This window comes from Chromohalobacter canadensis (genome assembly GCF_034479555.1).
GTDB classification, from domain to species: Bacteria; Pseudomonadota; Gammaproteobacteria; order Pseudomonadales; family Halomonadaceae; genus Chromohalobacter; species Chromohalobacter canadensis.
Genome location: NZ_CP140151.1, coordinates 417,103 through 444,101 on the forward strand (window position 1 = coordinate 417,103; position 26,999 = coordinate 444,101).

Below are 26,999 nucleotides of genomic sequence, written 5' to 3' on the forward strand. Positions count from 1 at the left end.
TCTTCCCGCTTCGAGCTTTATGACTGTGTCCCACCCACGGTGAGTTCGTCGATCTTGAGTGTCGGCTGGCCCACGCCGACCGGCACTCCCTGGCCTTCCTTACCGCAGACACCGATGCCGGTATCCAGATCGAGGTCGTGCCCGATCATCGACACCTGTTGCATCACCTCCGGTCCGTTGCCAATCAAGGTCGCGCCTTTGACCGGTGCGGTGATCTTGCCATCTTCGATCAAATAGGCCTCGGAGGCAGAGAACACGAAACGTCCTGAGGTGATATCGACCTGGCCACCGCCGAAGCTCACCGCATAGATGCCCCGCTTGACGCTCTTGACGATATCCTCGGGATCATCCTGGCCGGCCATCATGCAGGTATTGGTCATGCGCGGCATGGTGACATGTGCGTAGGACTCGCGACGCGCATTGCCGGTGGGTGCCATACCCATCAAACGTGCGTTGAGCTTGTCCTGCATGTAACCCTTGAGGATACCGTCCTCGATCAGCGTGTTGCGCTGTGTCGGGGTACCTTCATCGTCGACACTCAGCGATCCGCGCCGATCAGATAGCGTCCCATCATCGACGACCGTGACGCCAGGCGCAGCCACGCGCTCGCCGATACGCCCCGCAAAGGCCGAGCTGCCTTTGCGGTTAAAGTCGCCTTCGAGGCCGTGTCCCACCGCTTCATGAAGCAGAATGCCGGGCCAGCCGTTGCCTAGCACCACCGGCATCTGACCGGCCGGCGCATCGACCGCCTCCAGGTTGACCATTGCCTGACGCACCGCTTCCTTGGCGAAGCGTTCCGCCACGTTCTCGTCACGCAGCCGGGCCATCGAATAGCGCCCGCCGCCGCCAGCACTGCCACGCTCACGACGGCCGTCGCGCACGGCGATGACGCTGACGTTAAACCGAACCAAGGGACGAATATCGGCTGCAAGCGTGCCATCGCTGGCGCGCACCATCACTACTTCATAGACACCCGACAGCGAAGCACTGACCTGCGTAATGCGCGGATCAGCGGCGCGGGCCACGCGATCCGCTGTCTTGAGCATGGCGATTTTATCCTCGGCGGAAAGCCCCGCCAAAGGATCGACATCGGCATAGCGGCGTGTAGGCATGGCGGCCTGCACTGCCTGGGGTGGCAAGCGTTGGCCACTTCGTGCGATGCCCGCTGCGATACGCCCGGTATCGGCCAACGCATCGGCACTGATCTGATTGGAGTAGGCAAAGCCGGTCTTTTCCCCGGTCAGAGTGCGTACGCCAACGCCGCCGTCGATGCTGTAGCCGGCCTCCTTGACGTCGCCGTCCTCGAGAATCCAGCTTTCTTGCCAGGTACGTTGAAAATATAAGTCGGCATAGTCTATGCCCGGCCCCATGGCGTGACCCAGGCCGGTATCCAGCGCCGCCAGGTCGAGACCGCCCGGCGCGAGGAGCAATGAGGTCGCCTGATTCAAGGCGCTGTCGTTGAGTGCGTTCATCGGGCGCTTTCCAGTGTCAGTTGCGGCGACGACCATGGGCCGTGCACGCGGTAATGTATCTGCGTTGCCTTATCGAGCCAGCCGCCGAAAAGCTTGTGGGCAAGGTACAATCCCACGCCTACCTGCGGCGCGCCAACAAGCACGGCCGCCAGCGGCAAATTCTGGCTCACCGGCACGGTGATACCCAGTCGCTGATTCAGTGTACGCTGCACGAGATCGGCTTCGCCTTGCAAGGTAAAGTGGGTGGCCGAACCGTCGATTTCAACCGGACCTCGGGTCACGAGCTTACCATCGAACAGCGTTGCCTCGCCGTTCACGCTGTTGAAAGCCGTTCCCTCCTGGGTAATATCGGAGAAATCCAACGTCAGCCGACGGAAGATGTTGTCCAGATTGAGCAGCCCCACCAGCTTGGCCGGCCCCGAGTCGACCTGCCGAAAACGGCCATTGGTCAATGCCAGCGACACGCTGCCCTGCGAGCGTTCCACGGCAAACTGCCAGGGCGCGCCGGGCCATGCCAAGCGTGCATTCAGATCGACGCTTTCGCTATTGACCACTTCGGGCTGCCCCAGGCGAACCAAGGCGTCGCCAAGATTGCTACCCTTCAAGGCCAACCGCGCGCGCGTCAGGCTATCTTCTCGCCCCGCGGTTTCCCAAGCCAGTTCGCCGCTAGCGGTCACGCCGTTGACCACCAGCGACAACGGCTTGATATCCAGACGCTGTGATGAGGTCTGCCAATCGGCATTGAGCGGACCAAAGGTTTGTCCATCATGATGCAGCTCGCCGACATGCAAGCGCCCATCGGGCCAGCCTTCCACGCCATCCGGAAGTGCTACAGGGTCCGGCGGCGTGGCGATTTCATCGCTGAGTTTCACCTTGCCGTCGCTTTGGGTGGCATCCTCGGCAGGCCACAAGGTATCAAGATCGAGACGCGCGAGGTCAATATCCACCGGACGTGGTGCCTCTGGCCGCCACTGCGCTTCCCCCGCCGCGACGGGGCCCGCCAGCGCCAGTTGCCATCCATCCTCAAGCGGAGTGACATCGGCTTGTAATGCACCTCGGCATTGATCGTCGAGAACGACACAGGGCGTCGAGACGGCGATACGCCGCAGACCGCTCGAGATATCTTCGCCCGCGCCGCTTGATGTATCGCTCGGTACGCCCTTGGGTTGCGTGGTGACTTGACGGTTGAGATCGCGTTTGCGCAGCGCCGATATCCATTCTTGCGGGTCCAGTCGCGACGGCTGCCAGTTCACGGTCCAGCCATCCTGCTGGGTCCACTGGGGCGCTTCCGGCCAATTTTCCAACCATACCTGGCCCTGTAAGCGTTCGTCGCGTGTACGCCAGCGTAACCTCCCCCAGTCCGACAACCGCACCCGGCCACTTCCCGACGCCACATCCGCACTGACTTCTAGCGGCACCGTGTCGTCGACGGTCTTGCCAAAGGGGGCTGGCAGGCGCAGGGCCAGACCTTCGAGATCACTGGTGACGCGCACGCTCGCGTTGTCCTGATCATCGAAGGTGACCCTCGCACGATACGGCAGCGTGCCCTCGGCAAGCGCGGGCTGCGGCGCCAGGCGCGCCCAGCTCAATAGCCCCTCGGCGCTGGCACGGCCCGTGAAGGTGAAGCCGTCACCCCCCATGTCCAGCGTGCCATTCATATCCCCCCCCAATGCCCGCGCGCTCACATCACCGGTCAGCAGATCCTGATCCTTGATGTGGCGATAACGCAGATCGCCCTGAACATCCTCGAGCGGAAGGCGCAACATGCCGAGATACAGTCGCGAGGCCTCGACACGCCCCTGGATATCGGCCTTCATCGTTTCTGGGATCGCCAGCGGAATCGTCATATCGAGATCGGCCTCGACGTGACCTTCGCTCTGCCAATCGGCGAAAGTTTCGCTGAGATCTTCCAGCGGCGCCTCGGCGAGATAATCCAGCAAGGCCTGGCTAGATCCCGTGACCGGTCCGCGCACACCCAATGTATTGCCGACCATCAAGACGCGCGCATCGCGCGTTTCCAGGCCCAAGCTAGAGGCGTGGTCCACCTGCGCGACCAGGGTCTGGTTGTCGATATCCAAATGGCCGGCAACGTTTTCCAGCGCTGGCCATTCGGGATCATAGGGAAGACGTCCCTGCTCGACATCCAATTGCAACTGCAGACGATCATCGGGGTTGACGAATAACTCGCCCTCAGGTGCCTCGCGTTCGGTCAGCGTCTGCGACAATGACAGGCTGCCTTGGGAGACTCGCCCGCTGACCTGCGATAGCCAATCGAGCAGTTCGTCGTCCATGGTTTGGGTGGGCAACCAGTCGAGCAGCGGCGTATCGATTGCATCGACATCGGTAAACGCCAGGTCAAGATCGAGATGCCCGGGCGTGTCCTCGGCCATCGGTAGGTGCGTCGCGAACGTACCGTTCACCTCGGCCCCGCGCCAGTTGGCTTGCAACGCCTTGCCTTCAATGTCGAAGGCGCTGCCGTCACGCTGCCAGTCGATACGCCCGGTCGCGGCATCCAGCGCGACCGGCTGGACATAGACGTCGGGGAACGCGAGCGCCATGCCCGACTCATCACGAAAACGCACGCTGCCCGAAGCGTTGTCGGTGGTCACCCAGGCGCTGAATGGCCCGCCACCGGGGATGCTATCCCAAGCCGACACGCGTGCCCCCGTCAATGCCGTGCGTGAAAACCAGCGGCCGTCATGACGCCCTACTTCGAGGCCGGCGACTCGCCCCTGTGGTGCCATCTCCTCGAGCATTCGTGCGTGTTCATCGGATAGCGGCAGCATGCCGCCCCAGGTGGCCAACATACCGAGGGAGAAATCACTGCTGCGCAGCCACCAGTCGGCGCCTTCAACGCGTGCCTGTAAACGCTCGGGCAAGGGGGAGCCTTCGCGGCCGTCGCCGTCGCGCTTGGCGACTAGGCCATTGGCCCAGATATCCCAGCCACCATCGTCATCTCGCAACGCCTGGGCACGCACGCCGATATCCTCGAATGCCAGCGGCGGACCATCACGCCGCGTGATATCCAGCTTGGGTAGCGACAAGCGCAGGCGAGCATCCTCGAGCCGAGCATCATGCCAACGGGCCCACAGCCGTGCGTCGCCTTCTACCGTTTTCAGGGTGTAGCGTTGCTGAGCAGTCAACACCTGCCCCAGGGCACGCAACCCTTGGGCGTTGACGTCGACTTGCAGAGCGGCATTGAAGGCGCCCAGTCCACGACGCCCGGGCAGCACCTCGAGCACCGCGCTCAAGGCGGCATCCGGTTGACCTTCGACATGCATCTGGCCTTCGAGGTGGGCCTGTGAATCGCCGCCCGCCATCAGCACGCGCGGTGCAACGAGCGTGACCTCGTCCTGACGCCCATGCAGCACCACACGCACGTCATGAATGGCGACACGCTGACGCAGAAGAGCGCCGACCCAACGGTCGATATCGGCGAGACGGAAGCGGCCCGGTGCCTGAACCTCATCGGGTACTTCCGCCGAGGGCCAACCCCATCCGCCTTCGTCACGCTGATAGAGATGAAGCGTCGCTTGCTCGACCTCGGCCCTTTCGAAAACGGGATACCCCGCGCGTAGCGACGCCAGGGTATCGAGACGCGCATGCGCGCTTTCAAGGCTCAGCAAAGGCGGCGCCTGAGGCACCTTGGCACGCAAGGTCATGCCCGAAAGCGTCGCAGACGGGTCCCAACCATGCCAATCGGCGCCGAGATTCTCAAGCTCGGCATCGGCGCTGAAACGCTCGGAGAGCTGGGCTTCGATATCGTCGCGAAACGCATCGACCTGTGTCGCCAGACCGCGCGCTGCCAGCAACACCAGTACGATGATGCTCAGTACCACCGCCACGACTGTGAGCGCCCAGCGCCACGCTCCTCGCAACGCATTCATGGGCTCACATCAGCACGATGTCGTACTGCTCCTGGGAATAGTGGGCTTCGACCTGAAAGCGAATCGTCTTGCCAATGAAAGCTTCCAGGTCCGCCACCGCTGTCGATTCTTCGTCGAGCAGGCGATCGACCACTCCCTGAGAAGCCAGCACCATGTAGGTTTCCGGGCTGTAAGCACGCTCTTCGCGCAGGATTTCCCGAAATATCTCGTAGCACACGGTCTCCGGTGTCTTGAGTGTTCCGCGTCCCTGGCAGGTCAAGCAAGGCTCGCACAAGGTCTGCTCGAGGCTTTCGCGAGTGCGCTTGCGCGTCACCTGCACCAAGCCGAGTTCGGTCACGCCAGTCAACTTGTTCTTGGCGTGGTCGCGTTCCAGCGCCTTCTCGAGAACACGCAGAACCTGGCGCTGGTGCTCGAGCTCTTCCATGTCGATGAAATCGATGATGATGATGCCACCCAGATTGCGTAGCCGCAGCTGACGCGCGATCGCCGTGGCCGCCTCGAGGTTGGTCTTGAAGATGGTCTCCTCGAGGTTACGATGCCCAACATAACCGCCTGTATTGACATCGATGGTGGTCATCGCCTCGGTCTGGTCAATCACCAGATACCCGCCCGACTTGAGCTGCACCTTGCGACCCAGAGCCTTCTGGATCTCGTCCTCGACGCTGTAGAGATCGAACAGCGGGCGCTCGCCGGGATAGTACTCGATGCACGACTCGACATCGGGCATGAACTCCTTGGCGAACTCCTTGAGCTTGGCATAATTTTCGCGCGAGTCGATTCGTACGCGCTCAATGTCAGCGCGTAACACGTCGCGTAACGTACGGATGAATAACGGCAGGTCGTCGTAAAGAAGGGCTGGCGGTGTGGCGTTGAGCCGGCGTTCATCGACCTTGCGCCAGAGCCGCAACAAAAAATGCATGTCGGTCGCCAGCTCTTCCTGCCCCACACCCTCGGCAGCAGTGCGGATGATCACGCCCCCTGGCACTTCCTCGTGCATGGCTGCCTGAGAGGCGTCGATCAATGTCTTGAGTCGTTCGCGTTCGCCCTCATCCTCGATACGCTGAGAGACACCCGTATGCGGCGAGTCGGGCATATACACCAGATAGCGCGACGGCACCGACAGGTGCGTGGTCAAACGCGCCCCTTTCGATGCGATGGGATCCTTGGTGACCTGCACGACCAATGGCTGCCCTTCCTGGAGCAAGTGCGAGATCGTGGTGTGTTCATCGATGTTCGCGTTGGGCGCCACGACTTCGTTGACATGGATGAAGGCCGCCCGTTCGAGCCCAATATCCACGAAGGCAGCCTGCATGCCCGGCAGTACACGTACCACCTTACCCTTGTAGATATTACCCACAATGCCACGCCGACGGCTGCGTTCGATGAAGGCTTCTTGCAAGACACCGTTCTCGACCACGGCGACGCGTGTCTCCATGGGCGTCAAATTGATCAGTACCTCGCCGCTCATGCGTTGCCCCTAACCAGATAATCTGTCGGCATTATGGCACAGCCAAGCGCTCGCCCCACAGCGAGACACCTTGACGAGTCAATAACTTGGCGGTCTCGAAAAGCGGTAACCCGACTACCGCGGAGTGACTACCTTCGATGCGCTCGACAAAGATCGCCGCTAGTCCTTGAATCGCATAGGCACCGGCCTTGTCGACGGGTTCACGACTACGCCAGTACGCATCGATCTCGTGCGCTTCGAGAGGACGCAATGTCACCCGGGTCGTCACGTAGGTCGACAACATGCCGTGCGGCCCTGTCACCGCGACGCCTGTCATCACTTCATGCGTGGTGCCCGACAGCGCCGTGAGCATGGCGACGGCATCTTCACGATCACGCGGTTTACCCAGAATGCGCTGCCCCAACACCACCGCTGTGTCGGATCCCAATGTGGGCAACGACGTTCCCGCCGCACCGGCCTGCGCCTTGTCTCTCGCCAGGCGTTCCACATAAGCGGCGGGCAACTCCCCTGGCTGCGGTGTCTCATCAATATCGGCCGGCGCTACTTCGACCTCGACGCCGATCGAAGCCAACAGCTCACGGCGACGCGGCGAAGCCGATGCCAGGCGCAACGGCGCCCCCAGGGGTGCGGACATATGCTTTTCCTCACGGCTTGGGTGGCAGAGGCCACGCGGATCGGGGCAGTAGGATCAAACGATTTTAAAGCGGCGCCGCAGTACTTGCATCATGGTGAACAACCACGGCCACAAGGCAGCGCCCATGAGAGCGGGCAGTAAGAATGCCAGATGGATAGACACCGGCCCGAAGATCGTGCGCAGCCATTGCTCGACCAGTTGGATCAAGCCCAGCAGCACGAACATAAGGACGGCCTGCTGCCAGATGGAATAGGCACGCAGGCGTTGATAGAGCAAGAGACACAAATAGGTGAGCAACGACAGCGTCAAGGCGTTCTGCCCCAAGGGCGTGCCCTCGATCAGATCCAGCAGCAAGCCGAGCACGAAACCATGGAGGACACCGACGCGCTGGGGGGCGGCAATGCACCAATAAGCCAACGCCAGGCCGAGCCAATTAGGACGCCACATCAGCCATGCATCGGGCAGTGGCATGACCTGCAAGCACAAGCTCACCAACAGGGTGGACCAGACCATGAGTAGTCCTGGTAAGCGCATCATGGACGCGCCTCCTCAAGCTCGTTGGGTATTTTACCCGCCCCGCCATCCATCAAGTGCAATGCGGCCTCGATATTGACGTCGCTGGTAACGGCTGCTGCCGCAGGCGAGGGAAACAGTAGCAAGAAATGCCGTGAGCGCTCGGGTTGTGAAAGCGGACGCGCCTCGACGCTCGCGAAAGAATGCTGGCCATCCCTGTCTACCTTCGTGATCTCCGCGACAGGATAGCCCTCGGGGAAACGTCCGCCCAAGCCCGACGTCGTGAGCAGGTCACCTTGCTGGATGTCGGCGGTCGCCGGCACATTGAGCACATTCAGAGTACCGAGGTTACCGGAGCCCTGGACGATGAAACGCTGCCCGCTGCGATTGACCTGCACCGGCACGGCATTATTGGCGTCGCTCACCATCAGTACACGGCTCGTATACGCGGATACGGCAATGACCTGCCCGATCAAGCCGGAAGCATCCATGACAGGTTGTCCAACATAGACACCATCACGGCGCCCGCGCCCGATCACCATCTGCTGAGTGAAAGGGTCGGAATCCAACGACAACAACTCCGCCGTGATATAGGGCACCTCATCGCGCGGCGCGGCGTCCAGCAACTCGCGCAGACGCACGTTTTCCGCCGTCAAGTTCGCCATGCGTTGCACGCGATGCGATAGCGTCAGCAGCTGCTGGCGCAAGCGCTGGTTCTCATTCACCAGAGCACGCTGATCCGAAAAAACCAGCGCCGCCCAGGACAACCCCTCGCTAGGCAAACTCACCGCCCATTGCACGGGTGCCACCACGGTGGTCAATTGCGAGCGCACATCGTCCATGAAGGGCAGGCGATGCTCCGCGAACATCAATGAGAAGGCGACCACCGCACATAGCAACATGCGATAGCTGGGCACCGGGCCGTGCGAAAACAGAGGTTTAATAAGCCTTCCTCCGCAGACAGGGCGCAAGACTCATATCGACCGGACACACGCTGGAAGCCACTCGCGACGCGTGTGGCTTCCAGACAAGCGTATCGGCGCTAACATGGCAAGCGCCCGAGTGCGTCAATCGCTGGACAGCAACTCGAAGGTCCGCTGGTCGATCATCTCCAACGCCTTGCCGCCGCCACGGGCAACACACGTCAGCGAGTCCTCGGCAACGATCACCGGCAAACCCGTCTCTTCGGCAATCAACTTGTCAATGTCACGCAACAACGCGCCACCGCCGGTCAATACCACGCCGCGTTCGGCGATATCCGACGCCAGCTCGGGAGGTGATTGCTCCAGGGCGCTCTTGACCGCAGCGACGATGGACGAAAGCGGATCCTGCAAGGCGTCGAGAATCTCGTGCGAATTGAGCGTAAAGCTGCGCGGAATGCCTTCCGCCAGATTGCGGCCGCGCACATCGATTTCACGCAGCTCGCCGCCGGGATAGGCACAGCCGATTTCTTCCTTGATGCGCTCGGCGGTTGCCTCGCCGATAAGGCTGCCGTAATGACGACGTACATACGCCGTAATCGCCTCATCGAAGCGGTCGCCCCCGACACGGATCGATTCGGAATACACCACGCCGTTGAGCGAGATGATCGCGATCTCGGAGGTCCCGCCGCCGATATCGACGACCATCGACCCCGTGGCCTCTTCGACCGGCAGGCCGGCACCAATGGCCGCCGCCATAGGCTCCTCGATGAGGAAAACCTCACGTGCGCCGGCGCCTTCCGCCGACTCCTTGATGGCGCGCCGCTCGACCTGCGTCGACATGCACGGCACGCATACCAAGACACGTGGGCTCGGCGTCAAGAACGTACTTTGATGCACCTTGCGAATGAAGTGCTGAAGCATCTGCTCAGTGACGGTAAAATCAGCAATGACACCATCCTTCATGGGACGGATCGCGGTAATGTTGCCAGGGGTACGACCTAGCATGCGCTTGGCATCGATCCCCACGGACGCGACGGTGCGCATATTGCCAGACTGGCGGATCGCCACGACCGACGGCTCGTCGAGCACGATACCGCGACCGCGCACGTAAATCAGTGTGTTGGCGGTTCCCAAGTCGATCGAAAGATCGCTCGAGAAAAGCCCCCGTAAACGTTTAAACATGGAAGTCTTTCACCTAGTCCAGACCGGAACCCTGTGCGGATGCAAACGGTACCATCGCGGGGGTGGCGCGGCAAGCAAAGGCCTGTCAGCGCTCGCCAGATATGGTAAATTCTAGGGTTATCCCCGGCGTCAGAGCTTCATTGGCGCGGCGATGACACGCGCCGCGCAGTATCCATAAAAGGCAAACGATATGGCGATCGAACATGCAGACGTGCTCCGTGCCGCCCATTTGGCCCGCGTCGGCCTGAGTGAGGACGAAGCAACCGGTTATGTCGACGACTTGAGCCGCATCCTGAAGATGGTCGATCAACTTCAGGCCGTCGACACTCAAGACATCACCCCACTGGCGCATCCGCTGGATGCCACCCAGCGCCTACGCCCCGACGAGGTGACCGAACATAGCCAGCGAGAACGCTTCCAAGCCTGTGCACCGGCCGTTACCGACGGCCTTTATCTCGTTCCGCGCGTCGTCGAGTGAAGCATCCTCGTCAGGATTCGAACCAGGAGTCATATTTTCCATGCATGACAAGACCCTCACGGAGCTTGCCGCCGGCCTTCAAGCAGGCGAGTTCTCCAGCCGTGAGCTGTGCCAGGCGGCACTCGAACGCATCGAGCACCTCGATGGCGAGCTCAACAGCTTTATTACCGTGATCGCCGAGCAGGCATTGGCCAATGCCGATGCTGCCGATCGTGCACGCGATGCCGGCAATGCCGGCCCTCTCGCTGGTTTGCCGCTAGCCCTCAAGGATATCTTCTGCACTCAGGGCGTGCGCACCAGCTGCGGCTCGAAGATGCTCGACGACTTCGCCTCCCCCTACGATGCCACGGTCGTCGAAAAGCTGCGCCAAGCCGGCGCCGTCAACATCGGCAAGACCAACATGGACGAGTTCGCCATGGGCTCGTCCAATGAGAACAGCTTCTATGGCCCGGTCAAGAACCCGTGGGATCTGAGTGCCGTGCCCGGCGGTTCCTCGGGCGGTAGCGCAGCTGCCGTCGCCGCAGGCCTGGTGCCAGCAGCGCTGGGGACCGATACCGGCGGCTCGATCCGTCAACCGGCGGCCTTCTGCGGTATCACGGGCCTGAAGCCCACCTACGGCCGCGTCTCGCGCTATGGCATGGTGGCTTATGCCTCGAGCCTCGACCAGGGTGGCCCGCTAGCACGCACCGCCGCCGACTGCGCCCTGCTGCTCGAAACCATTGCCGGCCACGACGTTCGCGACTCCACCAGCGTGGCGCGCGTCGTACCCGACTACACCGCCGAACTCGAGACCTCGCTTTCCGGTCTCAAAATCGGCTTGCCCAAGGAATATTTCGGCGACGGCCTCGACCCCGAGGTCGAAACTGCAGTGCGTGAGGCCATCAAGGTCTACGAGTCGCTGGGCGCCAAGGTCTGCGAAGTCAGCCTGCCGCACACGCATCTGGCGATCCCCGCCTACTACGTCATCGCCCCGGCGGAAGCCTCTTCCAACCTCTCGCGCTATGACGGCGTGCGCTTCGGCCATCGCTGCGACGACCCGACGGATCTCGAAGACCTGTACAAGCGCACGCGGGCCGAAGGCTTCGGCGAAGAGGTCAAGCGGCGCATCCTGATCGGAACGCACACGCTTTCCGAAGGTTTCTTCGACGCCTACTACCTCAAGGCACAGCAAGTGCGCCGCCTGATCCGCCAGGACTTTCTCGACGCCTTCGACGAAGTCGACGTGCTCATGGGGCCGACCGCCCCCACGCCGGCCTTCGACCTCGGCGCGCAGAAAGATCCGGTCTCGATGTACCTGCAGGATATCTACACCATCGCCGTCAACCTGGCCGGCATTCCGGGCATCAGCGTTCCGGCCGGCTTTGCCGGTAACCGCCCCGTAGGCCTCCAGGTGCTGGCTCCGCACTTCGCCGAGGCCCAGCTGCTCGGCGTGGCGCATCAATTCCAGCAGGCCACCGACTGGCACCTCAAGCGTCCGGCATTCGGCAAGGAGATGGCATGATGCAGTGGGAAACCGTGATCGGGCTCGAGGTCCACGTTCAGCTCGCCACCCAGTCCAAGATCTTCTCCGGCGCGTCCACCGCCTTCGGCGCCGAGCCCAATACCCAGGCGTGCGCCGTCGACCTCGGCATGCCCGGCGTGCTGCCGGTACTCAATGAAAACGCCGTGGCCATGGCGGTGAAATTCGGTCTCGCCGTCGACGCCGAGATCCCCGAGACCTCGCTGTTCGAGCGCAAGAACTACTTCTACCCAGACCTGCCCAAGGGATATCAGACGAGCCAGATGGCGCAACCCATCGTCGGCCCCGGCCAGGTCGAGATCACCCTCGACGACGGTTCGACGCGCAGCGTCCGCATTCATCACGCCCACCTTGAGGAAGATGCCGGCAAGTCGCTTCATGAGGACTATCACGGCATGACCGGCATCGACCTCAACCGTGCCGGCACGCCTCTGCTGGAGATCGTTTCCGAGCCCGACATGCGCTCGGCCAAGGAGGCAGTCGCCTACATCAAGGCGCTGCACGCCATCGTCACTTATCTTGGCATCTCCGACGGCAACATGGCCGAAGGCTCGATGCGCTGCGACGTCAACGTCTCGGTGCGTCCCAAGGGGCAGGCCGCTTTCGGCACCCGCGCCGAGATCAAGAACGTCAACTCATTCCGTTTCGTCGAGAAAGCCATCGCCTTCGAGGTCGAGCGCCAGATCGAACTCATCGAGGACGGCGGCGGCGTCATTCAGGAAACCCGCCTGTTCGACCCAGAACGCGACGAGACGCGCGGCATGCGCACCAAAGAGGAAGCCAACGACTACCGTTACTTCCCCTGCCCCGACCTGCTCCCGGTGACTCTCGACAGTGCCTATGTCGATCACCAGCGCGCGCTCATGCCCGAACTGCCCAGCGAAAAGCGCCACCGCTTCGAAAATCAGCTAGGCCTGTCTGCCTACGATGCCGGCGTGCTGGCCTCGAGCCGTGCCATGGCCGAGTACTTCGAAGCCGTCAAGGATGTCTGCGGCGACGCCAAGCAAGCCGCCAACTGGGTACAGGGTGAACTCTCGGCCAACCTCAACCGCGAAAACCTGGAAATCGGCGACAGCCCAGTCACGGCCGAGCAGCTCGGCGGCCTCATCCAGCGCGTCATGGACGACACCATCAGCGGCAAGGCCGCCAAGCAGGTCTTCCAGGCGCTCTGGGACGGTGAAGCGGACAGCGCCGACGCCATCATCGAGGCACGCGGACTCAAGCAGGTCACCGATACCGGCGCCATCGAAGGCATGATCGACCAGGTCATCGCCGACAGCCCGGTTCAGGTCGCCCAATACCGTGAAGCCGACGAGTCCAAGCGCGGCAAGATGATCGGCTACTTCGTGGGCCAGGTAATGAAAGCCTCGCGCGGTACCGCCAACCCGCAACAGGTCAACAGCCTTCTCAAGCAGAAGCTGGATCAGGCCTGACGGCGCCCTAACAAACCCTATGGCCTCACCTCAGCCACCACGACAGCAATAACAGCAGCAACAGTACACCGGCCACGGCTTTCCACAGCGTGGCCGGCGTCTGCCAAGACTGACGTGCGACGCCGTCTTCGCTCCGCCTGGGTGTACGCAGGTGGTAGGCGAACTCGCCCAGGCGGCGAAACCGCAGTGCACGCTGGGGATCGAGCGCGCGCCGCAGGGCACCATCGAGTGCGGCGTCGATGGCGGGGTTGTAGCGACGCGCACTGGTGTAGCTCATACGCTCGAGGTCGGTATGGCTGCGCAATTCGTTGGGCGCCAGCGCATAGGGCTGATGTCCGGTCAGCAACCAGTAGATGGTCGAGGCTAGCTCGTATTGATCGCTGCGCCGCCCTACTTCGGTGTCCAGCGCGTATTCCGGTGCGCTGTGCTCATTTAACCCCACCTGACGCGCCAGTTCGCGCGCGGCTTGCTGGCTGTCGCTTTCACGCAAATGGCAAGCGCCGAAATCCGTCAGCACCAGTTGCCCATGTGAATCGACCATCAGGTTATCGGGGTGGATGTTCTGATGCAGCACATCGCGGCGGTGCAGGGCCTGCACTGCCTTGACCAACTGCCGCGCCAAATCCAGGCGTGCCTCGAGACTCGCCTGAGGGTGACGCAGCGCCCAGTCACTGAGCGATTCGCCCTTGATGTACTCGAGCAAGTAATACTGATAGCGACGCGGGCGGGCCGGGTCCACGACCTTGGCGACGAACGGGGAGTTGACCCGCTGCACGATCCACTGCTGAAGCGCGAAATGCTCTTGGTAGGCATTGCGCAGCGACAGCTCTGGGCTCGGGGCCTTCATCACCATCTCGCGCTCGTTGCGCGCATCATGCACGCGATAGACACGCGACTTGGCCGTACGCGATAACACCTCCTGCACCTCAAACCCATCGAGACGCTCTCCAGGCGTCAATTCAGGGGGCACCGGCAAGTCGCCATACAACGGTACGGGATGCTCGGGCTCGATTTCCTCGGGCAGCCGGTCGATACGCACCAATTGGAAACAGAATTGGTCGCCGCCGTACCCGCGCTCCTGCGCGCGGGAAAGCGCCGATTCGGCCAAGCGTTCGCAGGTCGCATCGAGATCGCTGACATCGGCACGGATCAGTTGTACGAAGTCCGAGGGCAACAGGGTGCCGCGTACGGCCTGGGTGGTGAACAGGAAAAGATCACCCTGCTTGAGCGAATCCGTTACGTAATCGATGTCGAGGCTGCCGTCCATGCCCAACGCGCGCGACGGATAGCGATAGCCGCCCAGATCGGTGACATGATCTCGGGACAATTGCTCGAATTCGGCGCCCCGTAGACGAAACACCAGTGTGTCGCCCATATGGAACAGGTGCATCTCACGACGACGAAACACCATTGCCGATAGCGAGCAGATATAACTACCGCCTTCGATGTAGGCGCTTTGGCTATAGCTCCAGCCATTCAGGGCGCGCAGCACGCGATGCGCCGATGTCTTGACGTCCCAATGCTCCGGCGTCGAATAGTAATCGGCGAGAAAGCCCCGTACGCTCAGGTCTCCGGCTTGTTTGGCGATGGCATTGCGCCAGGTGGAATCACTGATCAGGGCGCAGGCGCCCTTGGCGGACAACTGCGAGCCACCGGGTATCTGCACCGACATCGAACTGCGATGGCGACGCCGATCCGGTGCCACGAATGCCTGGCCGAAGCTGATAGAAAGGCTGCTTTCCGTCAACGATCGTCTCCTTGTCGATGATGATGAGACGGATAATTCCCGCAAGCGATGAGCATGACAACGCAAGACGACGATTGCATGATGCCATGTATACCTCACGCCGGTTGGTAAACGCTGGACGCTACTCGTATAATTTCTCGGATTTTCCCCCGCTGGTGTTCAACCTGCAAACAGCAAGGACTCGACGATGAGTTTCAAAAACATTCCCGCAGGCAAGGATCTTCCCAACGACGTCTACGTGGCGATCGAGATCCCCGCCAATCACGCACCGATCAAGTACGAGATCGACAAGGACATGGATGCGCTGGTCGTCGACCGCTTCATGGCCACGCCGATGTTCTATCCGGCTAACTACGGTTTCATCAACAACACCCTGGCCGACGACGGCGACCCGCTCGACGCCCTGGTGGTCACCCCGTATCCGGTTCAGCCGGGGAGCGTCATTCGTGCGCGCCCGGTCGGTGTGCTCAACATGTCCGATGAAGCCGGCGAAGATGCCAAGCTGGTCTGCGTTCCGCACTCCAAGCTGAGCGCACTGTATGACGATGTGCAGGAAGTCACCGACTTGCCCGAGCTGCTGCGCCAACAGATCGCGCATTTCTTCGAGAACTACAAGGATCTCGAGAAAGGCAAATGGGTGAAGATCGATTCTTGGGACGGCGCCGAAGCGGCTCGCAAGGCGATCGAGAAAGCTGCCGACGCTTATACCAAAGCCTGACGCGCTCGCTGCCCGCCCAACACCCCGCGCCGGACATTCCGCCGCGGGGTGTTTTGTTAAGGGCTTATTGCGACCCGAGATCGCTGCGTATCTCTTGGGTCAGTTGCGATGCCCGCAACGTGTAGTTGGCCATCATCAGCGAATGATTGGCAAAGATGCCAAAGCCGCTGCCATTGAGCACCACTGGACTCCACACGCGCGCCTGCGAGGCTTCAAGCTCGTCGATCAACCGATCAAATGCCTTGCCGACGCCGGCCTCCTCGATGGCCGGTGCAAAGTCACGCTTGGCCGCCTTGAGCAGGTGCACCAAGGCCCAGGTGTTGCCGCGCGCTTCGAAGAAGACGTTGTCGATGCGCCACCATGGAGTGCTCTCGCCATCCTCGCCGGTCTCGATATCGGCACTGCGACGCTCTGAGCTTCCCACACTCGCCGCCAGGCGCTGTGTCTGCTGGTCGAGTCGGGTCTGCACGCGCTCAAGCCACGCCGCCAGCGCTGGCGCGTCCTGCGAGAAATCCGCCTGCTGTCCACTCAGGCGCCCCAAGTAAGCGCGCAGCGCCTCGCGCGCCTCTTGGTAACGCCCTTCGGCTGACGGAAAGCGCCAAGCGTCGCTGCGCGTTGCCAAGGCATCGACGGCTTGTTGCACGTCATCGTCGTCACTAGCGATGGGATCAGTGAGGGTCGCGCTCATGGCCCGCACTTGCCCGAGCACGCCCTGCTCCCAGCTCGGCATGTTATCCAGCCACAACCCTGGCGGCGCGATATCGTTACGCAAATAGCCACCAGGCTTGTCGAGCAAGCTGCCGAGCAGCGTCAAGGTGGTGGCAGTCACCGTCTCGCCAGGCCGCGGGGCATCCGACGCGGCCTCGGCACTGGACGACTGCGCGGCGCCGCGCTGCACGCCCACCGCGTCATCGACGTTGAAATCATCGGGTCGCTGGCTCCACCAAACGCCCAGCCCCACGCAGACCACGAGATAGATAGCCAGCAAGGCGACCAAGGGCTTCCAGATCCAGCCATACTGGGGCGATTCCAGAACATTGCGCTGGTGACGCTCACGCTTGCGAAAAAGAGCCATAAGACGTCCTTGTGATGAAGTTGAGTGCAATGACTTCCATCCTATCATGCAGTGGCGTTTTTGCTTGTGCCAACGCAAACTAGACAGCTCGTCCGTTTTTGGGCAAACTCCGCCCACACTAACGATATATGGCACCAGCGGCGGCATCTTGCGTGATCGTGCCGTGATCTAAGCCAATCCTGAACAGGTTAACAGCGTCGATCAGGACCCATGACATGGCGAAGCTTCTCGTACTCAACGGCCCTAACCTCAACCTGCTCGGCACCCGCGAGCCAGGTGTTTACGGCACCACCACCCTCGAGGACATTCGTCTGCGCCTGACCCAGCGCGCCTCTGATGCCGGCCATCGACTCGATTGGCTACAGTCCAATGCCGAGCACTTACTGGTCGAGCGTGTGCATGCGGCGCGTGACGACGGCACCGACTTCATCCTGATCAATCCGGCCGCCTTTACGCATACCAGCGTTGCCTTGCGCGACGCGCTCACGGGTGTCGCCATCCCTTTTATTGAGTTGCATCTTTCCAACGTGCATGCGCGCGAGCCGTTTCGCGCGCATTCGTATTTTTCGGATGTCGCTCGCGGCGTCATAGCTGGATTCGGCGCCGACAGTTACGAGCTTGCCCTGGAGGCCGCGCTACGCCAGCTCGGCTGACAGCACCCACGCTCCGATGGCAAATCACGCCACCTCACATTCACATTGATCGAGACAGGCTTATGGATATTCGCAAGGTCAAGAAACTCATCGAACTCCTGGAAGAGTCCAATATCAGCGAGATCGAAATCCAGGAAGGCGAGGAATCCGTCCGTATCAGCCGCCACACTGGTGGTTTCAGCGCACCGCCCGCGGCCCAGGCCCCCGCTCCGGCCGCAGCGCCCGCCCCCGCCGCACCTAGCGTAGCGGCCGCTCCGGAGGCCGAGGCAGCACCCGCGCAGCCCAGCGGCCACCCGGTGACCTCACCCATGGTAGGCACTTTTTACCGCTCGCCGGCACCGGGCGCCAAAGCGTTCGTGGAAGTTGGCCAGAGCGTCAAGAAAGGCGAGACCGTGTGCATCGTCGAAGCCATGAAGATGATGAACCAGATCGAGGCCGACCATGATGGCGTAATCGAAGCCATCATGGTCGAGGACGGCGAACCGGTCGAATTCGACCAGCCGATGGTCATCATCTCTTGAAGCCGTTTGCGATCACGCTTGACTGTTGATCGCAAACCGCTTCCGAGCTTACATAGAGACGGACGACACTATGTTGGACAAGGTACTCATCGCCAATCGTGGCGAGATCGCCCTTCGCGTACTGCGCGCCTGCAAGGAGCTGGGCATCAAGACCGTGGCGGTCCATTCCAAGGCGGACCGTGAACTCATGCACGTACGCCTAGCCGACGAAGCCGTGTGCATCGGGCCGGCCTCCTCAGCGCAATCGTATCTGAATATCCCAGCGCTGATCAGCGCCGCCGAGGTCACCGATTCCAGCGCCATCCATCCCGGCTATGGTTTTCTCTCCGAGAATGCCAACTTCGCCGAGCAGGTAGAGCGTTCAGGTTTCGTATTTGTCGGCCCGCGTGCCGAAACCATCCGTATGATGGGTGACAAGGTCAGCGCCATTTCGGCGATGAAGGCAGCCGGCGTGCCCACCGTGCCCGGCTCCGATGGCCCGCTCCCCGAAGATAACGACGAAGCCATACTGGCTACCGCGCAACGCATCGGCTATCCAGTCATCATCAAGGCAGCCGCCGGCGGTGGGGGGCGCGGCATGCGCGTGGTGCACAGCGAGGATAGCCTGCTCTCCTCAGTCAGCGTGACGCGCAACGAGGCTAATACGTCGTTCGGCGACGGCACGCTGTACATGGAGAAGTTCCTCGAGAACCCGCGTCACGTCGAGGTCCAAGTGCTGGCCGACGGCCAGGGCAATGCCATTCACCTCTACGATCGCGATTGCTCCCTGCAGCGCCGCCATCAGAAGGTGCTTGAAGAAGCCCCAGCACCTCATCTCGATCCCCAGGCCCGCGAGAACGTTTTCAAGGCCTGCATCGATGCCTGCATCGAGATCAACTACCGTGGTGCCGGGACCTTCGAGTTTCTGTATGAAAATGGTCAGTTCTTCTTCATCGAGATGAACACCCGCGTTCAGGTCGAACACCCGGTCTCCGAAATGGTCACCGGCGTAGACATCGTCAAGGAACAGCTGCGCATCGCTTCCGGCTTGCCGTTGTCGATCACCCAGGAGGATGTCCAGCTCAACGGGCACGCCTTCGAGTGCCGCATCAACGCCGAGGATTCACGCACCTTCATGCCCTCACCCGGCAAGATCGACCTCTACCACGCGCCGGGCGGCCTGGGCGTGCGCATGGATTCGCATATCTACACCGGCTATAGCGTGCCGCCGCACTACGACTCATTGATCGGCAAGTTGATCACTTGGGGCGCCAGTCGCGAGACAGCATTGACGCGCATGCGCAATGCCCTCGACGAGCTACTGGTCGAAGGCATCAAGACCAATATTGATCTACAAAAGGATCTGGTCCGCGATAGCGCGTTCCAGCAAGGCGGGGTAAATATTCACTACCTCGAGAAGAAGCTTGGCCTGACCTGATCAGCCCACGCGACTCGATACGGGGCGGCCTTGGCCGTCCCGTTTGCGTTGATGCTCAAGGAGACTTCATGCCCTGGCTGCAACTCAAGGCACACATCGCCCCGCAGCATGCCGAAACGTTGGAAGAGCTGCTGCTGGCCGAGGGTGCTCAGGCCATCACCCTGCAGGACGCTTACGACGACCCCGTCTTCGAACCCGAAAGCGGCACCACGCCGCTGTGGGATGAAACCGTGCTGACCGGCCTCTACGACGACCTGGAAGACATCGAGCCAATGCTCGACCGCGTCCGCCAGCAGTGGGCCGCCGAGATGGCCGACGAACCGTGCCCTGAGATCGGCTACGAGCTGCTCGCCGATCGCGATTGGGAGCGCGAGTGGATGGACGATTTCACCCCGCTCAAGATGGGCGAACGGCTGTGGGTGGTACCCAGTTGGCATGCCGCCCCCGAGCCCGATGCCGTCAATCTGCTGCTCGATCCCGGCCTGGCCTTCGGTACTGGCACCCATCCGACTACGGCACTGTGCCTGGGCTGGCTCGACGGCCTCGACCTCGACGCCGCCCGAGTGCTCGACTTCGGCTGCGGCTCCGGCATCCTGGCCATCGCTGCGCTCAAGCTGGGAGCTGACCACGCCACAGGCACCGATATCGATCCACAGGCCCTGCACGCGAGCCGTGAAAACGCCCAGCGTAACGCCATCGCCGATGAGCGTTTGTCGCTTTGCTATCCGGAGCGGCTTGCGGTCGAGCGTTATGATGTCGTGGTCGCCAACATTCTCTCCGGCCCTTTGGTGGAACTCGCGCCCACGCTCTGCGCGCATCTGGCACCAGGAGGACGCCTGGCTTTGTCAGGCATTCTCGCCGGCCAGGCCGATGAGGTCATGGACGCGTATCGCGAGCAAGGCATGCTGCTCGATGCGCCCGACGAGCGCGAAGGTTGGGTGCGCATTACCGGCGTGGCGCCGGCATGAGCGCGCTTGACGCGAGGAGCGGCGCACTGCCCCTTCAAGAACATCGTTCTGGCGGCTATCATAAGCCCCTTTCACTATCTAGACCCGTCTCGTGATGCCGACCCACGTCTCATCTCCGGTGACGCCGTTGCCGCGCATCGGCCCTTACGCATTGCCCAACCGGGCGATTCTGGCGCCCATGGCGGGCGTGACCGATCGTCCGTTCAGGCAATTGTGCCGAGAGCTCGGCGCGGGCTTGGTCGTCTCGGAAATGGTCACCGCCGACGCGCGCCTATGGCATACCCGTAAGTCGCGGCAAAGGCTCGACCATGCCGGCGAACCCGGCCCGCGCGATGTACAGATCGCTGGCGGCGACCCGGAAATGCTGGCCGAAGCCGCACGCCTCAATGTCGCGCAAGGTGCTGAGATCGTCGACATCAACATGGGCTGCCCGGCCAAGAAGGTCTGCAACAAGGCTGCCGGCTCGGCATTGTTGCGCGACGAACGCCTGGTCGCAGCAATTCTCGAGAGTGTCGTGGCGGCTGTGGATGTCCCGGTGACATTGAAGATTCGTACCGGATGGTGCTCAGAGTCGCGCAACGGCATACGCGTGGCAAAATTAGCCGAGGCCGCTGGCATCCAAGCACTCGCAGTGCATGGTCGTACTCGCGAGCAGCGCTATCGCGGCGATGCCGAATACGACACCATCGCTGCTATCAAGCAAGCGGTATCGCTGCCGATATTCGCCAATGGCGATATCGACAGCGCCGAGAAAGCCGCCCGCGTCCTCGACTACACTAAGGCCGATGCGGTCATGATCGGACGCGGCGCCCAAGGCAATCCGTGGATCTTTCGCGAGATCGAACACTACTTACGTACCGGTGCCCCCCTGGCACGCCCGACGCCCGCAGAAATCGCCGCCGTGATGCATCGTCATCTCGAGGCACTGCATGCCTTTTACGGTGAGCACATGGGGGTGCGCATCGCACGCAAGCATGTGGGCTGGTATCTCGCCACTCGCCCACAAGCGGCAGCATTGCGCGCACGCTTCAACGTTCTGGAACAGCCCTCGGCTCAACACCGCTTCGTGGATACGCTCGCTCACGATGCACCGGCGTTGGCCTCAAATGGAAGCAATGCAGCATGACCAGCAGGCAAGCATTTCCCATCGATCAGAATACGCTCGATGCCAGCGCCACGGCATCGCCAGCGCATCAGCAAACTTTGCGTGAGTCGGTCGAGCTCGCCATGCAACGCTACTTCGGCCACCTGGATGGCGAAACGGTCAGTGACCTTTATGGCATGGTGCTGACCGAGGTCGAAGTGCCCTTGCTAGAAGCTGTGATGCGCTATGCCGACGGCAATCAGACACGCGCCGCCGACATGCTGGGCCTCAATCGCGGCACCTTGCGCAAGAAGCTCAAGCAGTACGACCTGATCTGAGTCCAAATCGATCTGATAGGGGCGCCCCCACTGGGCGCTCTTCACGTTTCACGCTATTGGCTGGCGTCAATCGTCCCTCATCTTTCAAGAGTAGAGCTTCATGGCCGATCACACTGCAACCTCGTCTCCCCAGCCCGTGCGTCGCGCATTGATCAGCGTGTCCGACAAGACCGGCATCGTCGATTTTGCTCGCGAACTCAGCACGCACGGCGTCGCCCTGCTCTCCACCGGCGGCACCTTTCGCCTGCTCAACGAACACGGCATCCCGGTCACGGAGGTTTCGCAGCATACGGGTTTCCCGGAAATCATGGATGGCCGCGTCAAGACGCTGCACCCCAAGATTCACGGCGGCATCCTCGGGCGCCGTGGGCAGGATGACGAGGTAATGGCCGAGCACGGCATCGACGCCATCGACATGGTTGTGGTCAACCTCTACCCCTTCACCGATACCGTGGCGCGCGAGGATTGCACCCTGGAAGAGGCCATCGAGAACATCGACATCGGTGGCCCTACCATGGTCCGCGCCTGTGCCAAGAACCACGCGCACACCAGCATCGTAGTCAATGCGTCCGACTACGGCCGCGTGCTCGGCGACATACGCGCACATGGCGGCGTTGGCGCAACGTTGCGCTTCGATCTGGCGGTCAAGGCCTTCGAGCATACCGCAGGCTACGACGGTGCCATCGCCAACTATCTGGGTACCCTGGTGGAAGGCGGCGAGAGCGACTTCCCGCGTACCTATAACGTGCAGTTCCAGAAAAAACAGGCGATGCGCTACGGTGAGAACCCGCATCAGCAAGCGGCCTTCTATGCCGAGGCCGGTGCTACCGAAGCCAGCGTGACCACGGCAGAACAGCTCCAGGGCAAGGCATTGTCGTTCAATAACGTCGCCGACACCGACGCTGCTTTCGAGTGCGTCAAGGTCTTCAACGAAACAGCCTGCGTCATCGTCAAACATGCCAACCCTTGCGGCGTCGCCGTCGCCGACACGCCGCTCGCCGCCTATCAGAGTGCGTTCGCTACCGACCCCACCAGCGCTTTCGGCGGTATCATCGCCTTCAACCGCCCGCTGGACGCCGATACGGCACGTGCCATCGTCGACCGCCAGTTCGTGGAAGTCATCATCGCACCAGGCATAGACGACGATGCCGCCGAGATCGTCGCTGGGAAGAAAAACGTGCGCCTGCTCGATGTCAGCAAGCACTGGCCCAGCCAGCCGCGTCCCGCTCATGACTTCAAGCGCGTCACCGGCGGGCTCCTGGTCCAGGACCGTGACCAAGGTATGGTCGAATCCGAACACCTGCGCACCGTCACCGAGCGCGCCCCCAGCGACCAGGAGCTACGCGATCTCAGCTTTGCCTGGAAGGTCGCCAAGTTCGTCAAGTCCAACGCCATCGTCTATGCCAAGCACGGTCAGACCATCGGCGTGGGAGCCGGGCAAATGAGCCGCGTCTACTCGGCCAAGATCGCCGGCATCAAGGCCGCCGATGAAGGCCTGGAAGTACCCGGCTCGGTGATGGCGTCGGATGCCTTCTTCCCCTTCCGCGATGGTATCGACGCCGCCGCCGCCGCCGGCATCACTGCCGTCATCCAACCTGGTGGCTCAATGCGTGACCAGGAAGTGATCGACGCCGCCAACGAAGCGGGCATCGCCATGGTCTTCACCGATATGCGTCACTTCAGGCACTGAAGACGGAAGACGGAAGACGGAAGACGGAAGACGGAAGACGGAAGACGGAAGGTCAGGATGACTTCTGCGACGCAAAGCAAAAGCCCCCGTATAATATACAGGGGCTTTGTTCTTACCTCTTACTTCTTCACTCTTACCTCTGCGAAGCCGCTTAGCCTAGATCCATGCACAGATACTTGGTTTCCATGTATTCGTCGATACCGTACTTGGAGCCTTCACGCCCCAGTCCCGAGGCCTTGACGCCTCCGAAAGGTGCACTGGCGTTGGAGATCAGGCCCGTATTGATACCGACCATGCCGTACTCCAGCGCTTCGGCCACACGCCATACACGGCTCAGGTCGTTGGCATAGAAGTACGATGCCAGCCCAAAGCGCGTGTCGTTAGCCATCTGCACAGCGTCTTCCTCGTCATCGAACGGCAGTACCGCCGCCAAAGGCCCGAAGGTTTCCTCGTGCGCGACCTTCATATCGGCATTCGCGTGGCTCACCAGTGTCGGCGTGAAAAAGCGTCCACCCAGTGGATGCGTATGGCCGCCTAACAGCAGTTCGGCGCCCTTGTCGACGGCATCTTGGATATGTTCGGAGACCTTGGCGACGGCATCATCGTCGATCAACGGCCCGATGTTCACGCCTTCTTCGGTGCCCGGGCCGACGTGCAATTCGCTGTTCATGGCCGCCGCCAGCTTTTCACTGAACGCATTGATCACGCTGGACTGCACCAGGAAGCGGTTGGTGCACACGCAGGTCTGACCGGCATTGCGGAACTTGCTGGCCATTGCCCCCTCGACGGCGGCATCGAGATCGGCGTCTTCGAAGACCAAAAATGGTGCGTTCCCCCCCAGTTCCAGCGAAATCTTCTGGATATGCTCGGCAGCGCCGGCCATCAGTTGGCTGCCCACCTCGGTGGAACCGGTGAAAGTGATCTTGCGTACCACGGGCGACTCGGTCATCGCCTTGGCGATCTCGCTGGCACGCCCCGGCACCACGTTGAACACACCGCGCGGCACCCCAGCCTGCTCGGCCAACGCCGCCAGCGCGGTAGCGGAAAACGGCGTCTGACTGGCCGGCTTGATGACGATCGGGCACCCCGCGGCCAATGCAGCGGCCGCCTTGCGAGTGATCATCGACGACGGGAAATTCCATGGCGTGATTGCCCCGACGACGCCGACCGGCTGCTTGAGCACCACGATGCGCTGGTTGGACTTGGCGGCAGGGATGGTATCGCCATACACGCGCCGCGCTTCTTCGGCGAACCAGCGCAGGAAGCTCGCCGCATAGGCGATCTCGCCGGCCGCTTCCTTGAGCGGTTTGCCCTGCTCGGCGGTCATGATCGCCGCCAGTTCGTCCTGATGCTCGAGCATCAGGTCATACCATTTCATCAAGGTGTCCGCGCGCTCTTGCGCCGTCAGGGCACGCCAAGCCGGCCAGGCCGACTCGGCAGCTTCGATGGCACGCTCTGTCTCGGCACGCCCCAGCTTGGGCATGCGTCCCACGATCTCACCAGTGGCCGGGTCGTCGACCTCGATCTGTTCGCCGCTGTCCGCTGCCACCCAGTTGCCGTCGATATAGGCAAAGGGGCGAAACAGCGAGTTCTCCTGAAGGGACTCCATGGCGTTCTCCTTCCTGACAATGAGGGCGACGCTGGCCGTCGCCATGAATTCATCTTATGCCGAGTCTCTGGATGCCACCAAACGCAGCGCGCAATGACATGACGTTCACCCCACACCCCAGATAAAGAGACTCAGCACCGCAATGGCGATGGCGGCCCCACACAGCGCCTGGCCTCTGTAACGCGACGGCGAGCGCCGTACCTGCCGAATCCCGAGCACTGCCAGTAGCACCGCCAGCGCGTCGACGAGCAGCATATAAGACGCCAACAACGGCGCCGTGGCGACGAGCACCAGCGCCAGCACCGCCCAAGGAGACAATAAAGAAGATTTGACCTGCCCTTGAGCGTCACGCGTTTGCCGCGCGGTGCGCTGAGGCACGGGCGCGTCGAAGACCTGCTCGGCACGTCCGGCATCCCCGTCGAAGCGTAGCCGACTGCCTTCCCTCGGCAGACCCCGGCCACGCCACTCGGTCAATGTGAATGTATAACGATACCCATCATCGCCGACGATCACGCCGCGCTGGCCAGCATCATCGAAGGTTTCCAGCTTACCGTTCACGACGCGACTCCCGACCAAATACCGATGGCATGGTCATATCACCTCAATCCAGGCGCGAGTCCGATAGCGTCACCGACACGGAGTCGGAAAAACGCAGCGCGAAAGGTTTATCGATTTCCACCTGCGCCGTGAGGACCTGCTCGTAACTCATGATGATATCCAAGACTTCGCGGGTCATGCGTTCCAGCAAGAGGAAGCGGTTATCCTCGACATAGCCGATGATATGCTTGGTGATCGTACGGTAATTGAGCGCCTGCTCGATATGATCGAACTTGACCGCACGATCGGCCCTATAACGAATGGTGGCATTGATCACCACATCCTGCCGGTTCTGGATTTCCTCATCCTTGATTCCGATATGGGTACGCAGGCGCAGATTCTTGATGTTAATCGTCGCCAGATCATGATCGAGGTGCTGATCGTTCAGGGCATGTAAGGCCATGCGGCATTTCTCCTAAAGTGCGTAACGCGCGTCACGCGCGGCGATGACCGACGCCTCGCTCAGCCATGCACTAACGTCAAGAACTCCTGACGCGTGTTCAGGTTATTGCGGAAGGCGCCCAGCATCACGGAGGTCTTCATGCACGAATTCTGTTTCTCGACCCCACGCATCATCATGCACATGTGTTGTGCTTCGACGATCACTCCCACACCGCGCGCCTCGGTCACCTCCTGCACGGCCTCGGCGATTTGACGTGTCAGGTTTTCCTGGATCTGCATGCGTCGCGCATACATGTCGACGATACGCGCGAACTTGGAGAGCCCCAGTACCTTGCCCTTGGGCAGGTACGCGATATGGCACTTGCCGATGAATGGCAACAAATGATGTTCACACATCGAGTAGAGTTCGATGTCCTTGATCAGCACCATTTCGTCGGTCTTCGATTCGAACACCGCGCCGTTGACCAGCGACTCGAGCGTCTGCCCATAGCCCTGGTTGAGAAACTGCATGGCCTTGGCGGCTCGCATGGGCGTATCACGCAGCCCTTCCCGGTCGGGATCCTCGCCCAAGCCGGCGATGATGTCGCGGTAATGCGTTGCGAGTTCTTCTGTCATTTAAATGCCTTTAAGTGCCTTCGTCATGACGCCCGACCGGGCATACGTTACAAAAT

Annotated in this window: 24 protein-coding genes; 11 read left to right on the forward strand and 13 right to left on the reverse strand. The window is 61.6% G+C overall.

Annotation, left to right across the window (positions count from 1 at the left end):
• Positions 1 to 17: 17 nt before the first annotated feature.
• The 7 genes from tldD to SR908_RS02110 all read right to left on the reverse strand — a co-directional run bounded on the left by tldD (position 18) and on the right by SR908_RS02110 (position 10,079).
• The gene (gene tldD / locus SR908_RS02080) at positions 18 to 1,472 is read right to left on the reverse strand and encodes a metalloprotease TldD (protein ID WP_075369847.1); all 1,455 of its coding nucleotides are present in this window, start codon (positions 1,470 to 1,472) and stop codon (positions 18 to 20) included.
• The gene (locus SR908_RS02085; RefSeq protein WP_246923056.1) at positions 1,469 to 5,359 is read right to left on the reverse strand and encodes a YhdP family phospholipid transporter; all 3,891 of its coding nucleotides are present in this window, start codon (positions 5,357 to 5,359) and stop codon (positions 1,469 to 1,471) included. Before SR908_RS02085 ends, tldD begins: the two co-directional genes overlap by 4 nt.
• 4 nt (positions 5,360 to 5,363) lie before the next feature.
• Complete coding sequence (gene rng, locus SR908_RS02090) at positions 5,364 to 6,827, reverse strand: ribonuclease G (protein WP_075369849.1); 1,464 nt, start codon at positions 6,825 to 6,827, stop codon at positions 5,364 to 5,366.
• A gap of 31 nt (positions 6,828 to 6,858) precedes the next feature.
• Complete coding sequence (locus tag SR908_RS02095) at positions 6,859 to 7,461, reverse strand: Maf family protein (protein ID WP_246923058.1); 603 nt, start codon at positions 7,459 to 7,461, stop codon at positions 6,859 to 6,861.
• 54 nt (positions 7,462 to 7,515) lie between these two features.
• Positions 7,516 to 7,998 (reverse strand): rod shape-determining protein MreD, encoded by a 483-nt coding sequence (gene mreD / locus SR908_RS02100; protein WP_246923061.1) that lies wholly within the window; start codon positions 7,996 to 7,998, stop codon positions 7,516 to 7,518.
• The gene (gene mreC / locus SR908_RS02105; RefSeq protein ID WP_322527394.1) at positions 7,995 to 8,918 is read right to left on the reverse strand and encodes a rod shape-determining protein MreC; all 924 of its coding nucleotides are present in this window, start codon (positions 8,916 to 8,918) and stop codon (positions 7,995 to 7,997) included. The genes mreD and mreC overlap by 4 nt, the downstream gene beginning before the upstream one ends.
• Before the next feature lie 123 nt (positions 8,919 to 9,041).
• On the reverse strand, positions 9,042 to 10,079 hold the full coding sequence (locus SR908_RS02110; protein WP_040241875.1) for a rod shape-determining protein: 1,038 nt from the start codon (positions 10,077 to 10,079) through the stop codon (positions 9,042 to 9,044).
• A 190-nt stretch (positions 10,080 to 10,269) separates the two neighbouring features.
• Between SR908_RS02110 and gatC the strand changes: the two genes are divergently transcribed.
• The 3 genes from gatC to gatB are packed head-to-tail and all read left to right on the forward strand — an operon-like array spanning position 10,270 to position 13,509.
• Complete coding sequence (gatC, locus tag SR908_RS02115) at positions 10,270 to 10,557, forward strand: Asp-tRNA(Asn)/Glu-tRNA(Gln) amidotransferase subunit GatC (protein ID WP_040241878.1); 288 nt, start codon at positions 10,270 to 10,272, stop codon at positions 10,555 to 10,557.
• A 40-nt stretch (positions 10,558 to 10,597) separates the two neighbouring features.
• Positions 10,598 to 12,058 carry an Asp-tRNA(Asn)/Glu-tRNA(Gln) amidotransferase subunit GatA gene (gene gatA / locus SR908_RS02120; protein ID WP_246923066.1) on the forward strand — a complete coding sequence of 487 codons (1,461 nt, stop codon included), beginning with the start codon at positions 10,598 to 10,600 and terminating at the stop codon, positions 12,056 to 12,058.
• Positions 12,058 to 13,509, forward strand: a complete 1,452-nt coding sequence (gatB, locus tag SR908_RS02125) for an Asp-tRNA(Asn)/Glu-tRNA(Gln) amidotransferase subunit GatB (protein ID WP_246923149.1) — start codon at positions 12,058 to 12,060, stop codon at positions 13,507 to 13,509. The genes gatA and gatB overlap by 1 nt, the downstream gene beginning before the upstream one ends.
• Positions 13,510 to 13,534: 25 nt before the next feature.
• Here gatB and SR908_RS02130 read toward each other — a convergent pair whose 3' ends face one another.
• Entirely contained in the window at positions 13,535 to 15,181 is a 1,647-nt protein-coding gene (locus SR908_RS02130) for a protein kinase domain-containing protein (RefSeq protein WP_378075271.1), read from the reverse strand.
• A gap of 262 nt (positions 15,182 to 15,443) precedes the next feature.
• On the opposite strand from SR908_RS02130, the gene ppa reads away from it, so the two are divergent.
• Positions 15,444 to 15,974: an inorganic diphosphatase gene (gene ppa, locus SR908_RS02135; protein ID WP_097022998.1), complete on the forward strand. Its 531-nt coding sequence runs from the start codon at positions 15,444 to 15,446 to the stop codon at positions 15,972 to 15,974.
• Between the two features lie 64 nt (positions 15,975 to 16,038).
• Here ppa and SR908_RS02140 read toward each other — a convergent pair whose 3' ends face one another.
• A complete protein-coding gene (locus tag SR908_RS02140) occupies positions 16,039 to 17,049 on the reverse strand; it encodes a DUF2333 family protein (protein ID WP_246923071.1) in 1,011 nt (336 codons plus the stop codon).
• A gap of 215 nt (positions 17,050 to 17,264) precedes the next feature.
• Between SR908_RS02140 and aroQ the strand changes: the two genes are divergently transcribed.
• The 7 genes from aroQ (at position 17,265) to purH (ending at position 23,720) form a co-directional block, all read left to right on the forward strand.
• Complete coding sequence (aroQ, locus tag SR908_RS02145) at positions 17,265 to 17,702, forward strand: type II 3-dehydroquinate dehydratase (protein ID WP_246923074.1); 438 nt, start codon at positions 17,265 to 17,267, stop codon at positions 17,700 to 17,702.
• 62 nt (positions 17,703 to 17,764) lie between these two features.
• Positions 17,765 to 18,223 carry an acetyl-CoA carboxylase biotin carboxyl carrier protein gene (gene accB / locus SR908_RS02150; RefSeq protein ID WP_246923077.1) on the forward strand — a complete coding sequence of 153 codons (459 nt, stop codon included), beginning with the start codon at positions 17,765 to 17,767 and terminating at the stop codon, positions 18,221 to 18,223.
• A 70-nt stretch (positions 18,224 to 18,293) separates the two neighbouring features.
• Positions 18,294 to 19,640 (forward strand): acetyl-CoA carboxylase biotin carboxylase subunit, encoded by a 1,347-nt coding sequence (gene accC, locus SR908_RS02155; RefSeq protein WP_246923079.1) that lies wholly within the window; start codon positions 18,294 to 18,296, stop codon positions 19,638 to 19,640.
• 68 nt (positions 19,641 to 19,708) lie between these two features.
• The gene (prmA, locus tag SR908_RS02160; protein WP_246923082.1) at positions 19,709 to 20,608 is read left to right on the forward strand and encodes a 50S ribosomal protein L11 methyltransferase; all 900 of its coding nucleotides are present in this window, start codon (positions 19,709 to 19,711) and stop codon (positions 20,606 to 20,608) included.
• A 94-nt stretch (positions 20,609 to 20,702) separates the two neighbouring features.
• Positions 20,703 to 21,734, forward strand: coding sequence for a tRNA dihydrouridine synthase DusB (gene dusB / locus SR908_RS02165; protein ID WP_246923152.1), 1,032 nt, complete (start codon positions 20,703 to 20,705; stop codon positions 21,732 to 21,734).
• Positions 21,731 to 22,030, forward strand: coding sequence for a DNA-binding transcriptional regulator Fis (gene fis / locus SR908_RS02170; RefSeq protein ID WP_040241893.1), 300 nt, complete (start codon positions 21,731 to 21,733; stop codon positions 22,028 to 22,030). Before dusB ends, fis begins: the two co-directional genes overlap by 4 nt.
• Before the next feature lie 100 nt (positions 22,031 to 22,130).
• Complete coding sequence (purH, locus tag SR908_RS02175; RefSeq protein ID WP_246923086.1) at positions 22,131 to 23,720, forward strand: bifunctional phosphoribosylaminoimidazolecarboxamide formyltransferase/IMP cyclohydrolase; 1,590 nt, start codon at positions 22,131 to 22,133, stop codon at positions 23,718 to 23,720.
• A gap of 151 nt (positions 23,721 to 23,871) precedes the next feature.
• On the opposite strand, the gene SR908_RS02180 is transcribed toward purH, so the two are convergent.
• The 4 genes from SR908_RS02180 to folE all read right to left on the reverse strand — a co-directional run bounded on the left by SR908_RS02180 (position 23,872) and on the right by folE (position 26,943).
• Positions 23,872 to 25,329: an NAD-dependent succinate-semialdehyde dehydrogenase gene (locus SR908_RS02180; protein ID WP_075369863.1), complete on the reverse strand. Its 1,458-nt coding sequence runs from the start codon at positions 25,327 to 25,329 to the stop codon at positions 23,872 to 23,874.
• Positions 25,330 to 25,434: 105 nt separating this feature from the next.
• The gene (locus SR908_RS02185; protein ID WP_075369864.1) at positions 25,435 to 25,887 is read right to left on the reverse strand and encodes a hypothetical protein; all 453 of its coding nucleotides are present in this window, start codon (positions 25,885 to 25,887) and stop codon (positions 25,435 to 25,437) included.
• Between the two features lie 43 nt (positions 25,888 to 25,930).
• On the reverse strand, positions 25,931 to 26,329 hold the full coding sequence (gene folX, locus SR908_RS02190) for a dihydroneopterin triphosphate 2'-epimerase (RefSeq protein ID WP_040241902.1): 399 nt from the start codon (positions 26,327 to 26,329) through the stop codon (positions 25,931 to 25,933).
• A 59-nt stretch (positions 26,330 to 26,388) separates the two neighbouring features.
• Positions 26,389 to 26,943, reverse strand: coding sequence for a GTP cyclohydrolase I FolE (gene folE / locus SR908_RS02195; RefSeq protein WP_075369865.1), 555 nt, complete (start codon positions 26,941 to 26,943; stop codon positions 26,389 to 26,391).
• Between the last annotated feature and the right edge of the window lie 56 nt (positions 26,944 to 26,999).